Raw genomic sequence first — 12,923 nt, forward strand, 5'->3', positions numbered from 1 at the left:
CAAGAATCCTGGGGCCGGGCCAGGGACCGGACCCGGCATGAGGCAACGGAACGACGCGATGGACCAGGTGGCGACGGCACTGCTGCTGCCGGCTCTTTCCTCGATCTCGGCGCGGGCGGAGATGGCGCCGCTGGCCAGGCGGCTGGAAGGCCGGCTGCGCTGCGTCACCGCCGACTGGCCGGGCTTCGGCGACCGGGCGCGCGGCCGGCCCCAGCTCAAGCCCGACACGATGCGGGCGTTCCTGGAGGGGCTGCTGGCGGAGACCGGGCCGCCGCCGGTGATCGGCATCGCCGCCGGCCATGCCGCCACCTACCTGGTCGAGGCGGCCGGGCGCCATCCGGGCCTGTTCCACCGGCTGGCCCTGGTGGCGCCGACCTGGCGCGGGCCGTTGCCGACCATGCTGGGCGACGCCCGCCAGGCCTGGCGCGGCCGGGTCCGCCGGGCGATCGAGCTGCCGGCGGTGGGCGAACTGCTCTACCGGGCCAATGTCGGCCGGCCGATGCTGGCCAAGATGATGCGCGCCCATGTCTATGCCGATCCCGGCAACGTCACCGAGGCGGTGATCCAGGCCAAGCGCGCGATCACCCGGCATCGCGACGCCCGCTTCGGCACCGCCGCGTTCGTCAGCGGCGGGCTGGACCCGGTGGGCTCGCGCGAGGCGTTCCTGAAGCTGTTCGAGCGGGAGCTGCCGCCGACCCTGATGCTGCGGCCGGAAGGCGCGCCCCGGCGCTCGGCGGCGGAGATGGACGCCCTGGCGCAGACCGGGCGGGTGAGCACAGTCCGGGTGCCGGGCGCGCTGGCCGCGCACGAGGAATATCCGGACGAGGTGGCGGCGGCGATCCAGGCGTTCCTGGACCAGGCGTCGGTTGCGGAGGCGGGCGCCGGCCCCGATCCGGCCACCGGCCCGGCCGGGCCTCCAGCACCGGCCTGAGCAATCAGGCCAGCGCCCGGGTCTCGCCCACCGCCATCACCCAGCCCCAGTCCGGCGCCTGGCCGACCCCGGCGATGGCGTCGCGGAAACGGGCGGGCGGCTCGAACGGCGGCTCGTCGGTCAGCCGGACCACGCCCCAGTGCATCCCGACCACGTTGTTCGCCCGGAACAGCCGGCCGATCTCCACCGCCTCCTCGGGGGTGCAGTGCGAGGCCTGCATCAGCTTGCGCGGCTCGTAGGCGCCGATCGGCACCAGCGCCAGGTCGACCGGGCCGTAGGCGCGGCCAAGCTCCTCGAACACCGGGCCGAACGCGGTGTCGCCCACGAAATAGACCCGCCGCTTGGGCGTGGTCAGCAAAAAGCCGCTCCACAAGGACTGGTTGCGGTCCCACAGCGTGCGGGCGGAGAAATGGATCGAGGGCAGGGCGGTGATGGAGAGGCCCGGCATCTCGGTGGCCTCGTGCCAGTCCAGCTCCACCACCCGGCCGAAACGGCCGGTGTCCAGATACCCTGAGACCTTCAGCGGGCAGACCAGGGTGGCGTCGCCGGAAAGCGGCAGGCGCTCCAGGGTCGCCAGGTCCAGATGGTCGTAATGGTTGTGCGACAGGAGCAGCACGTCGATCGGCGGCAGGTCGGCCGCGGCCAGGGAGGGCGGCGAGAAGCGCTTGGGCCCGAACGGCGCCACCGGCGAGGCATAGTCCGACAGGAACGGGTCGCAGGCGATCCAGCGCCCGTTCAGCCGCATCAAGAAGCCGGCATGGCCAAGCCAGGTGACCAGGTCGCCGTCCTTCGCGGCGGCGAGGCGGACCTTCGCCTGGCCCGGGTCCAGCACATGGCCGTCCTCCAGTTCCACCGGGCTGCGCCGGGAGAAGCCTCGCCACATGAACGCCCACCACTCGCCGCGCTCGCCGGCGCGCACCGGGCTGCCCGGCGGGTTGCGGAAGCCGCCTTCGACATGATGCCAGGGCATAAACGGGATCTGCCTCGGTTCGGCCCGGCCGGCGCAACCGGCCAGCAGGAGCGGGGCTCCGGCCAGAACCGAGAGGAGATCGCGGCGGGTCTTGGTCATGGATCCGGAGAATGTCGGCCTGGACGGGCTACGTCCAGGGCGGCAGCCCGGATCATCCGGACCTGCAGTCATGCAGCCAACGCAAGGTTGCCTTGAAACCGTCGCAGGAGGGGTCTACCCAGATCAGGCAGTCGAGGAAACCCGAGCCAAAGGGGGGCGTGCCGCAACCACGCAGACCTTCAGCCCCAGGCGCTTCGCATCGGTCGCGGAGAATGCCCACCTCGCCGCGTCGGCCTTTCCGGCGCTTGTTCTCAATGCGGACTTCCAGCCGCTCAGCTGGTATCCCCTGTCGGTGTGGAGCTGGCAGGACACCGTGCGGGCGATGTTCCTGGACCGCGTTTCGGTTCTTTCCCATTACGACCGGGTGATCCGCTCGCCCGGACAGGAACTGCGGCTGCCGAGCGTGGTGGCGCTCAAGCAATATGTCCCGCAGGAGCGGCGCCCGCCGTTCACCCGCTTCAACCTGTTCCTGCGCGATTCGTTCACCTGCCAGTATTGCAGCACGACCGCGCCCACCCACGAGCTGACCTTCGACCACGTGATCCCGCGCTCGCGGGGCGGCCGGACCTCCTGGGACAACATCACCACCGCCTGCACCCGCTGCAATCTGCGCAAGGGCAACCGGATGCCGCACGAATGCGGCATGCACCCGATGACCCGGCCGCAGCAGCCGACCACCTTCCACCTGCGCCGCAACGGCCGGCAGTTCCCGCCCAACTACCTGCACCAGAGCTGGCGCGACTTCCTGTACTGGGACAGCGAACTGGAGCCGTGATCGGCGGGTTCGGGCCGCGTCCGATCGCGCTGAAGGCCTTCGGGTGCACGGTGACGTTCCCGACCTGCCTGGTGCGGACGCCGATCCTCAGCTCCTTCAGCAGATCGCAGAGCGCCTCGCCGTCGATCCGTCCGACGGGAGGCGCTCCGTCGCGGGCGGTTTTGCGGCGGGCGTCCGGGGTGAAGCGGCTGGTGGCGATGAACAGGTCCTGGTCGCAACGCCCGGCCATGGCGCCGCGAACGTCGCGGATTGCCGATGCGCCGACGACATCGCGGCATCTCTGGCGCCGGCAGCTCATCGCGCTGTCCGGCAAGCCGAGGATTGTCGGGATCTTGCCAACAGGTTCCGCGATGTCGGCGGAGCCGGCCCGAGCCTGAAGCGCCTGGATCGACAGGGTCATTGACTGGCCGATTGCCCGAGTATTGTCCGAGGCCGGTAGTGCATCTTCGCTTGTCCTGGCCGGAAGCCTCGCCAATGCTGCCGCTACATCCGGGAACCGGCCAGCAGGTGGCCGCGCCTGTTCCGGGACGCTGCCTTCATGGGGGCGTGTCTTTGGCCGGCATGGCGGGTGCCTTGATCTGCGGCTTTGAGCGTGGACCTGCCTGATCGGGCCTAGCCAAGCTTGGGATGGCTGCGCATAGTGCCTCCCGGACGGCCGCCAAAGAACAGGCCGCTACAGATCAGGGGGTTCATCCCATGCGCATGACCAGCGTTCTTCTGGGCGCTTCGGCGTTACTTGCGCTGTCGGTCGGACAGGCGTCCGCCGAGGGCCAGGTGACGTGGAACGACGACGACACCGTCTCCATCCAGATGGGGCCGGAATACGACAACCAGGTCATCACCGTCACCCGCGAGGAGCTGGGGACGATCTTCGGGCCCGACGAGAAGCCGTTCGAGGGCGTCGAGATCAGCGTCACGGTGAACAGCGGCGGGCCCAAGGGCGGCATTTCCGGGCCGCTGTTCTCCTTCCGGCCGATCTGGGAGGAACTGTCCGGCGGCAAGATGAACATCGTCGAGCTGCCGTTCGGCGAGCACTACACCAAGATGATGCTCGACCTGCGCAACGGCACCGGCCAGTACGACGCGTTCATGGCGGGCGCGTTCTGGTACGGCGACGTGGCGCCGGTGGGGCTGCTCTACCCGATCGACGAGCTGATGGCGTCGGGCGAGTACCCGCAATGGTCCTACGACGCCATGCCGCCCAGCCTGAAGACCCTGCACCACTGGCAGGAGACGCCCTACGGCGTGCTGAACGACGCGGACGGCCAGGTGCTCTACTACCGCAAGAGCGTGCTGGAGAACCCGGAGCACCAGGAAGCGTTCAAGGCCGAGTACGGCTACGACCTGCCGTCGCCGCCCAAGACCTGGCAGCAGCTGCTGGACATCGCGAAGTTCTTCAACGGCAAGAACTGGGACGACAGCGACGCCGAGCCGGACAACGGCGCGGTGCTGCATCTCAAGGTCGGCGAGCAGGGCCACTACCATTTCCAGACGCTCTCGGCCTCGTTCGCGATGACGCCCGGCGAGAAGCTGGACCGCTACCACAACGTGTACTGGTTCGACCCGACCGACATGACCCCGCTGATCAACATGCCGGGTCACGTCAAGGCGCTGGAGTTCCTGCAGGAGCTGCACAAGACCGGCCCGGCCGCCCAGGTCGGCTGGTCGCTCGGCGAGGCCTGGGACTATTTCCTGCGCGGCAAGGCGGTGTTCGCCTATTCCTGGGGTGACCTGGGCGCGCTCTGCCAGGACGAGACCCGCTCCAAGGTCAAGGGCGACTGCGCGTCGGCGATGATCCCGTCGTCCAACGAATATTACGACATGGAGAAGAAGGAGTTCGTCCAGACCGACAACCCGCAGCCGATCGGCAACACCACCGGCGGCTCCTGGCACGGCATCATCTCCAACTTCTCCGCCAATCCCGAGGCGACCTATTCGCTGCTGGCGCTGATGGCGATGCCGCCGGTCAGCAAGATGATGGCGATGTATGGCTGGGACGGCGTCGACCCGGGCTTCAGCTACCAGTTCCTGCCCGAGGACGGCGGCACCGCCAGCGTCGAGGACTACGAGAAGGCCGGCTGGGACGCCGAGGACGCCAAGGCCTACACCCATGCCTACCACGAGACCTTCTACGCGCCGGTGAGCCTGCCCTACCTGCGCATTCCCGGCACCTTCGAGTACTGGGACATCCTCGACAAGAACCTGTCCTCCACCATGTCCGGCTCGAAGTCCGCCCAGCAGGCGCTGGACGACACCGCGGCGGCCTGGGAGCAGGTGACCGACCGGATCGGCCGCGACAAGCAGCTGGCCGACTACAAGGCCGCGATCGGCTACCAGGACTGATCCACGCCCCTCGACCCCGCCGGGACCCAGCCGGGCCCGGCGGGACGGTCAGGTTCGTTTGGACGACTGGAGCGGACGCATGCGCTGGACGAGCCGGGTACGGTTCCTGTTCCTCGCACCCGCCGTCGTGTGGGTGCTGCTGTTCACGATTTTCCCCTTGGGCTATTCGCTCTTCATCGCCTTCAACAAGATCGAGCAGACCATGCAGGTCGAGCGGGTCAAGGAACCCGTGCTCAACGAGGCCGGCGAGCCGGTCCTCAACTCCAAGGGCGAGCCGCGCACCCGCAACGTGGTGATCCGCAACTCGGTCACCACCACCGAGTTCGTCGGCTGGAGCAACTTCACCCGGCTGTTCTCCGACCCGCAGGTCCGCGAGGCGATCCAGGTCACCTCGGTGTTCGTGTTCATCGCGGTGCCGATCGAGCTGGGCCTGGGCTTCATGATAGCCTTGCTGTTCAACCGGCCGATCATGGGCCGCTCGGCCCTGCGCGCGATCATGATCCTGCCGATCTTCGCGACCCCGATCGCGATGGGCTATTCCTTCTTCACGATCTTCTACGAGGAGGGCGGGCCGCTCTCCTTCACCGGGATCCCCTGGCTGTCCGATCCCGGCTGGGCGCTGTTCTCGGTGGCGGTGGTCGACATCTGGCAATGGACGCCGTTCTGCTTCCTGGTGTTCCTGGCAGCCCTGCAGGGCGTGCCCGACGAATTGCTGGAGGCCGCCCGGATCGACGGCGCCTCCGCGGTCGACATCCTGACCAAGGTGCTGCTGCCGCTCCTGCAGCCGACCATCATCATCGTGCTGCTCCTGCGCATCGCCGAGGCGGTGAAGCTGTTCGACATCCCGTTCGCGCTGACCGGCGGGGGGCCGGGCGTCGCCACGCAGTCCTACTCGTTCCTGGCGTTCCGCACCGGGCTCCGGTTCTTCGATCTGGGCTACGCCAGCGCCATGGCCTACGGGCTGCTCGCGGTGGTCATGGTGATCGTGCTGTTCTTCTTCCGGAGGCTGCGTCAGAACTATGGGTGAACGCGGTGCCGCAGCCCAGCTGCGCTGGGCCATCTTCTCGATCATCGCGATCGCGGTGACGATGGCCTTCCTGTTTCCGATCTACTGGTCGTTCTCCCAGTCGCTGCGCAACCCGGCCGACACCTTCACCGTGGCCGGGTTCGGCATCCCCTGGGTGAACTTCGACCCGACGCTCGAGAACTGGCTGGACCAGGTCGGCACGCCGGAGACCACCAGGGCGCTCTACAACAGCACGGTGATCTCGGTCTCGGCGGCGATCCTGGCGCTGGTGCTGGGCACGCCCGCCGCCTACGCCATCGCGCGCTTCCAGTTCCGGACCTGGAAGAACCAGGACATCACCATCTGGTTTCTGTCGCAGCGCATCCTGCCGCCGGTGGCGACCGTGATCCCGTTCTACCTGATCATGCGCAGCCTGAACCTGCTGGACACCCACCTGGCGCTGATCCTGATCAACGCCACCTTCATCCTGCCGTTCGTGGTGGTGATCCTGCGCCAGACCTTCCTGGAGCTCCCCGTGGAGCTGGAGGAATCGGCGCTGGTGGACGGGGCGAACTACTGGGTGGCCTTCTGGCGGGTGGCGCTGCCGCTGGCGGCCCCCACCATGGCGGCGACCGGCCTGATCATCTTCGCGTTCAGCTGGAACGAGTTCCTGTTCGCGGTGGCGATCAGCAGCCAGAACGTGATCACCATCCCGGTGCACATCGCAGGTGCTGTCGATACACGGGGGGTGCAGTTCTGGTTCATGGGCGTGCGCGCGATGGTGGCGGTGATCCCGCCGGTCCTGATTGCGCTGATCGCGCAGCGCTATATCGTGCGCGGATTGACGCTGGGGGCGGTCAAGGGCTGAGCGGGAAGGGGTGGCGCTTGACGGCCCCTGAACGATGCCGTTAGCTTTTCTTACGAATGATAAAACGGTCTACACAAAACAGACCGATGATCAGGGCAATACGGGCGGAACAGCCCGGCTGCAAACGGCGGTGAGCTTGGGCATGTCCGGAAAAACGGACGTGTGCTTCGACTTGGACCGTCGATCACGACGACAGGGGAGGCTGCTCGATGTTCTATGTTCCGAAGAATGCCATCTATAAGAGGATCCCGCGGCGCCGGTTCCTGGAACTGGGCGGCGGGGTCGCGACCGCGCTCGGCGCCGGCTCGATCGCGGTCGGGCTGAGCTCGGTGGTGACGCGCAGCCCGGTGCAGGCCGCCTCGTCCGACGACGGCAAGTGGAAGCAGTATTCCGGCACCAAGCTCGTGTTCATGAGCGAGAACACGCCGCCGTCCTTCGCGATCCGCGAGAACCTGAAGCCGTTCTACGACCTGACCGGCATCGAGGTGGAAATTCTCACCGACGATTTGCCGGTGGTGCAGCAGAAGGTCGGCATCGACCTGCGCAGCGGCCAGGCCGACTTCCACCTGAACTATGTGCAGGACAAGCCGATCGGCGCGCCGTTCGCCGACTACTTCGCGAACCTGAACGACTTCGTCAACGACGACACCCTGCCCCAGGATCCGGACGGGATGGGGGCGGACGCCTGGTTCGAGAACTTCCTCGATGCCTGCGGGACCATGTACACCCGCGACCGCCTGATCGCCTTCCCCTACGATTCGGCGGTGGCCTGCACCTTCTACCGGCAGGACCTGTTCGAACAGCACAGCCCGGACTTCGAGAAGGAGTACGGCTACCGGATGGAGTTCACCAACGACACCACCTGGAAGAACGTCTACGACTTCGCCGACTTCTTCAAGAAGCTGCGCGCCTCCGGCCAGGACGTGCCCTACGGCTATGCCCAGCACCAGGGCTCGTTCGCCTGGACCGCCCAGCTCGACATCCAGCGCCTGATGTTCGCGCACGGCCGCTGGACCGAGTTCAACATCGACGACAAGCTGGGCTCCAAGGAGCCGGGTCCCACCAACTGGGGCGACGAGAGCTCGGTGTTCCTGATGGAGAAGTGGAAGGAACTGGCGGACGTCGCCCATCCGGACAACCTCGCCAACGACACCCTGCAGCTGAACACGGTCTACCAGGCCGGCCAGATCGCGATGCAGGTCCAGTACCACGAGTTCGCGGCGTCGATCGAGGACGAGAACACCAGCCGTGCGGCCGGTGGCAAGACCGCCTACGCCGCCTGCCCGAAGGGCGAGGCCAGCTGGATCAAGAACGGTGGCGAGGCGGTCAACGGCACCAATTGCGGCATCGGCGGCATCGGCATCAACAACAACGCCTCCGACGACCTGAAGCGCGCCGCCTATCTGTTCGCGATCTGGTCGACCTCGAAGAACACCCAGTACAACGTGCTCAAGGGCGTGGGCGGCACGCCGACCCGCAAGGCGGTGATGGACATGCCGGGCGTGAAGGAGGCGCGCCAGCGTCCGACCGACATGCCGAACGCGCTGACCTTCGACGCGGTCTATGACTACGGCATCCGGGACCCGCACTTCGTGCTGGGGCCGAAGATCCCGGAAGCGAACGAGTACTACCAGATCATCCTGACCGAGGTGCAGAAATGCATCTCCGGCCAGACCGAGCCCGCGGAAGCCTGCGAGGCGATCCGCGATCAAGTCGACGATCTGAACGACATCTGAGCATCGGCAGCGCCTGCCGGCCGCGTTGGGCCGGCAGGCGCGCCTGGAGCACCGGCATGGCCACCCAAGTCTTTTCCGGCGGCGAGGCGCTGCGTGGCGGCGGGCCGGGCGGCATCAACCCGGTCGGCATCATGCCCGGCTTCGTCACCCGCGACGGCGTCACCGTGCTGGAAGCCGAGCCGGCCGCCCGCAACCCCGAGCCGTCGCGCCGCTACTATTTCTACATGATGGCCCCGGCGATCATCACGCTGGCGGCGATCTCGCTCTATCCGTTCTTCTGGCTGATCTGGATGAGCCTGCACGATGTCGACATCATGGCGGGCGACAAATGGATCGGGCTGAAGAACTTCGAGCGGCTGTTCACCCGCGACACCAAGTTCTCCAACGGCTGGTGGCTGCTGATCCAGTACAGCGCCATGTGCCTGTTCTTCGAGGTGCTCCTGGGCGTGCTGATCGCAGTGCTGCTCAACCGGTCGCGCTACGAGAAGATCCTGGTCACGGTCTTCCTGATGCCGATGATGATGGCCCCGGCGATCGCCGGCCTGGTCTGGTACTACCTCTATAACGGCACGTTCGGCTGGTACCACTGGTTCATGCAGAGCGTGGGCCTGCTGGGCGAGACCTCGATCCTGGGCTCGCCGGACACCGCGATGATCGGCCTGGTGCTGGTCGACGTCTGGCAGTGGACGCCGCTGATCATCCTGATCACCCTGGCCGGCCTCAAGCGGGTGCCGCGCGACCAGCTGGAAGCCAACATGGTCGACGGGGCAGGGGAGATCCGCAACTTCTTCCAGGTGATCCTGCCCAATCTCTATCCGTTCCTGCTGATCGGCATCCTGCTGCGCTTCATGGACAATTTCCGCTTCATCGACTCGGTGCTGATCCTGACCGGCGGCGGCCCGGCGGACGCCACCAACATCCTGCCGGTCTACCTGTTCGACGTCTCGTTCCAGTACTTCAAGCTCGGCCGCGGTGCGGCGATCGCGCTGACCCTGCTGGTGGTGACGATCATCCTGGGCATGATCCTGGTGAAGATCTTCGACAGTCCCGCCGCGCGCAATGTCGGCCGGACGGAGGGCTGAGCCATGGCTTCCAAGGATGTGGTCGAGTACCAGTCGCCGGCGCGGCGGGTCGCTGGCGTGGCGGTGGTGGCCTTTCTCGTCCTGTACCTGATCTGGACGATCCTGCCGATCTTCGTGATGTTCGTGTCGTCCCTGAAGGACCTGCTGGAGGCGTTCCGGATCCCGGCCGTGGGCGACTGGAGCGGCATCGCGCTGTTCTTCGACTTCGCGCCGACGTTCAAGCATTACGCCAACCTGTTCGTGAACCTGAACTTCGGCGTCTACTTCATGAACAGCGTGCTGGCCGCGCTGGGCTCGGCGCTGGTGTCGGTGGTGCTGGGCGCGACCTGCGCCTACGCGCTCTCGCGCACCGAGTTCCGCGGCAAGAACGACCTGTTCTTCTGGATCATCAGCACGCGCATGGCGCCGGTGGTGGCGGTGATGGTGCCGCTCTACGCGATCTTCCGCTCGCTGGAACTGGTGGGCTCGCTGTGGGGCCTGATCCTGGCCTACACCACTTTCAACCTGCCGTTCGCGATCTGGATCCTCAAAGGCTTCTTCGACAACGTGCCCTACGCCATCGAGGAAGCGCAGATGGTGGACGGCGCCACAAGGATGCAGGCGTTCCGCTCGATCCTGCCGCTGGTGGCCCCCGGGATCGGCGCGTTCCTGGTGTTGTGCGTGCTGTTCGCCTGGAACGACTTCCTGTTCGCCTCGATCATCGGCTCGGGCGGCGCGAAGACCCTGCCGGTCGCCACCAAGGAACTGGTGCAGCCGCAGAACATCCAGTGGGGCAGCATCATGGCCGCGGGCGTGGTCACCACCCTGCCGATGATGCTCCTGGGCCTCCTGATCCGGCGCTACCTGGTCACCGGCCTCACCATGGGGGCCGTGCGCGAATGACCTCCCCTACTTATCAAAAGAAGAGCGGTGCGAGCATGAGGATGTCCCCATGGCCTCGGTGAGTGTCGACAAGGTCTGGAAGTATTACGGCTCCACCGCGGCGGTGAAGGAACTGCACCTGGAGGTCGCCGACGGCGAGTTCGTCGCGGTGCTGGGCCCGTCCGGCTGCGGCAAGTCCTCGACCCTGCGGATGCTGGCGGGGCTGGAGCATATCAGCGCCGGCGAGATCCGGTTCGGGGCGAAGCGGGTCAACGACCTGCCGCCGCGCGACCGCGACATCGCCATGGTGTTCGAGAACTACGCGCTCTACCCGCACAAGACCGTGTTCGACAACATGGCCAACCCGCTCAAGCTGCGCGGGGTGGAGCGCCGGGTGATCGAGGAGCGGGTCAAGAAGGCGGCCGCCACCCTGGAGATCGGCCACCTGCTCGACCGCCGGCCGGGCGAACTGTCCGGCGGGCAGAAGCAGCGCACCGCGATCGGGCGGGCGATCGTGCGCGAGCCGGCCCTGTTCCTGTTCGACGAGCCGATCGCGCACCTGGACGCCAAGCTGCGCGCGCACATGCGCGGCGAGCTGAAGCTGATGCAGCGCCGGCTCGGCACCACCATGATCTACGTCACCCACGACCAGCTGGAAGCGCTGTCGATGGCCGACCGGATCGCGGTGATGAACGACGGGGTGCTCCAGCAGCTGGGCACGCCCCGGCAGATCTACGACCATCCGGTCAATGCCTGGGTGGCGGGGTTTGTGGGTGAGCCGCCGATCAACTTCCTGGACGGCCGGCTGGTGGAGCAGGACGGGCGGCTGCAGTTCGTCCATCCGAGCTTCGCCCTGCCGCTCTTGCCCGAGCAGGAGGCGATCGTCCGGCAGCACTACCGCCAGGCCGAGATCCGCATGGGCATCCGCCCGGACCAGGTCGCGATCGCCACGGGCGGGTCGGCCGATTCCTTCGGCGGCACCATCCTGGTGACCGAGCCGATCGGCGGCGACATGCTGGTCGACGTGCGGCTCGGCGAGGACAAGGTGCTGGTGAAGACCCGCCCGGATTTCGAGGGCCGCATGGACGAGCCATGCCACTTGACCCTGGACCGGAGCCGATGGCACCTGTTCGGGAAAGACGACGGCGTGGCTCTGTTCTGACCGTCCACAACATGGACAGGGGGGAACGGACCGGCGGCGATCGTCCGGGTTCGTCCACGTCACGCTCAAGCACGCAGAGCGGTCGTGAAACGGTTCGCCGGAAAAGGCGACAGGGAGGCAAGAAGTGCAGTTGAGTCGCGAGGACCTGCTCAAGGCTTATCGCCGCATGGTGATGATCCGCGAGTTCGAAGAAGCCGTGCACGAGGAGTTCTCGGCCGGCGGCATCCCGGGCTTCGTTCATCTCTATGCCGGCGAGGAAGCCTCGGGCGTCGGCATCTGCATGCATCTGAACGACGACGACTACATCGCGTCGACGCATCGCGGCCACGGCCACTGCCTGGCCAAGGACTGCGACGAGCACGCCATGATGCTGGAGATCTTCGGCAAGAAGGACGGCCTTTGCGGCGGCAAGGGCGGCTCGATGCACATCGCCGACCTGTCCAAGGGCATGATGGGCGCCAACGGCATCGTCGGCGGCGGCCCGCCCCTGATCTGCGGCGCGGCGCTCACCGCCAAGACCCTCAAGACCGGCGGCGTGGCGGTGGCCTTCGTCGGCGACGGCGCGTCCAACCAGGGCACCGTGTTCGAGAGCTACAACCTGGCCAAGGTCCTGAACCTGCCCGCGATCTTCGTGGTCGAGGACAACGGCTACGCCGAGGCGACCTCGTCCAAGTACTCGGTCGCCGGCAGCCAGGTGAACCGCGGCAAGGGCTTCGACATCCCCTCGGTCGAGGTCGACGGCAGCGACTTCTTCGCGGTCTGGGAGGCTGCCCGCGAGGCGGTCGAGCGCGCCCGCGCCGGTGGCGGCCCCTCGCTGATCCACAGCCGGGTGCTGCGCTACTACGGCCATTTCGAGGGCGACGCGATGACCTATCGCCCGGGCGACGAGGTCTCCAAGTACCGCGCCGAGAAGGACCCGCTGATGCTGTTTCGCCGCCGGGTCACCGAGGCGGGCCTGCTGGAGAGCGGCGACCTGGACGAGATCGAGCGCAAGACCAAGGACCGCATCGCCCAGTGCGTGGTCGAGGCGAAGGCGGCGCCGCAGCCGACCGAGGCCGACCTGCTCACCGACGTCTACATCTCCTACTGA

The 12,923-nt window shown here is 67.1% G+C and carries 11 protein-coding genes and 1 pseudogene; 10 read left to right on the forward strand and 2 right to left on the reverse strand.

From position 1 onward, the window contains the following. Positions 1-37: 37 nt before the first annotated feature. Positions 38-931 carry an alpha/beta fold hydrolase gene (locus tag GEMRO_RS30385; RefSeq protein WP_084507126.1) on the forward strand — a complete coding sequence of 298 codons (894 nt, stop codon included), beginning with the start codon at positions 38-40 and terminating at the stop codon, positions 929-931. Between the two features lie 4 nt (positions 932-935). Here the strand turns inward: GEMRO_RS30385 and GEMRO_RS30390 are convergent, their stop codons facing one another. Then, a complete protein-coding gene (locus GEMRO_RS30390; protein WP_051329205.1) occupies positions 936-2,000 on the reverse strand; it encodes an MBL fold metallo-hydrolase in 1,065 nt (354 codons plus the stop codon). Between the two features lie 322 nt (positions 2,001-2,322). On the opposite strand from GEMRO_RS30390, the gene GEMRO_RS35370 reads away from it, so the two are divergent. Then, positions 2,323-2,775 carry an HNH endonuclease gene (locus GEMRO_RS35370; RefSeq protein ID WP_240476713.1) on the forward strand — a complete coding sequence of 151 codons (453 nt, stop codon included), beginning with the start codon at positions 2,323-2,325 and terminating at the stop codon, positions 2,773-2,775. Positions 2,776-2,932: 157 nt separating this feature from the next. Here GEMRO_RS35370 and GEMRO_RS35840 read toward each other — a convergent pair. Beyond that, positions 2,933-3,175 (reverse strand): annotated as a pseudogene (locus GEMRO_RS35840) (restriction endonuclease); the annotation flags it as partial. A 296-nt stretch (positions 3,176-3,471) separates the two neighbouring features. Between GEMRO_RS35840 and GEMRO_RS0118150 the strand changes: the two are divergent. The 8 genes from GEMRO_RS0118150 (at position 3,472) to GEMRO_RS0118185 (ending at position 12,923) form a co-directional block, all read left to right on the forward strand. Further along, entirely contained in the window at positions 3,472-5,118 is a 1,647-nt protein-coding gene (locus GEMRO_RS0118150) for an extracellular solute-binding protein (RefSeq protein WP_205625022.1), read from the forward strand. A 79-nt stretch (positions 5,119-5,197) separates the two neighbouring features. Beyond that, positions 5,198-6,145: a carbohydrate ABC transporter permease gene (locus GEMRO_RS0118155; protein WP_027135142.1), complete on the forward strand. Its 948-nt coding sequence runs from the start codon at positions 5,198-5,200 to the stop codon at positions 6,143-6,145. Then, complete coding sequence (locus GEMRO_RS0118160) at positions 6,138-6,992, forward strand: carbohydrate ABC transporter permease (RefSeq protein WP_027135143.1); 855 nt, start codon at positions 6,138-6,140, stop codon at positions 6,990-6,992. The genes GEMRO_RS0118155 and GEMRO_RS0118160 overlap by 8 nt, the downstream gene beginning before the upstream one ends. Before the next feature lie 209 nt (positions 6,993-7,201). Continuing rightward, positions 7,202-8,728 carry an extracellular solute-binding protein gene (locus GEMRO_RS0118165; protein ID WP_027135144.1) on the forward strand — a complete coding sequence of 509 codons (1,527 nt, stop codon included), beginning with the start codon at positions 7,202-7,204 and terminating at the stop codon, positions 8,726-8,728. 56 nt (positions 8,729-8,784) lie between these two features. Further along, positions 8,785-9,810, forward strand: coding sequence for a carbohydrate ABC transporter permease (locus GEMRO_RS30400; protein ID WP_051329206.1), 1,026 nt, complete (start codon positions 8,785-8,787; stop codon positions 9,808-9,810). A gap of 3 nt (positions 9,811-9,813) precedes the next feature. After that, positions 9,814-10,692 carry a carbohydrate ABC transporter permease gene (locus GEMRO_RS0118175; RefSeq protein ID WP_027135145.1) on the forward strand — a complete coding sequence of 293 codons (879 nt, stop codon included), beginning with the start codon at positions 9,814-9,816 and terminating at the stop codon, positions 10,690-10,692. A 49-nt stretch (positions 10,693-10,741) separates the two neighbouring features. Beyond that, positions 10,742-11,833, forward strand: coding sequence for an ABC transporter ATP-binding protein (locus GEMRO_RS0118180; protein ID WP_027135146.1), 1,092 nt, complete (start codon positions 10,742-10,744; stop codon positions 11,831-11,833). A 166-nt stretch (positions 11,834-11,999) separates the two neighbouring features. Then, positions 12,000-12,923: a thiamine pyrophosphate-dependent dehydrogenase E1 component subunit alpha gene (locus tag GEMRO_RS0118185; protein ID WP_051329649.1), complete on the forward strand. Its 924-nt coding sequence runs from the start codon at positions 12,000-12,002 to the stop codon at positions 12,921-12,923.

Origin of the sequence: Geminicoccus roseus DSM 18922, assembly GCF_000427665.1 — a bacterium.
GTDB classification, from domain to species: Bacteria; Pseudomonadota; Alphaproteobacteria; order Geminicoccales; family Geminicoccaceae; genus Geminicoccus; species Geminicoccus roseus.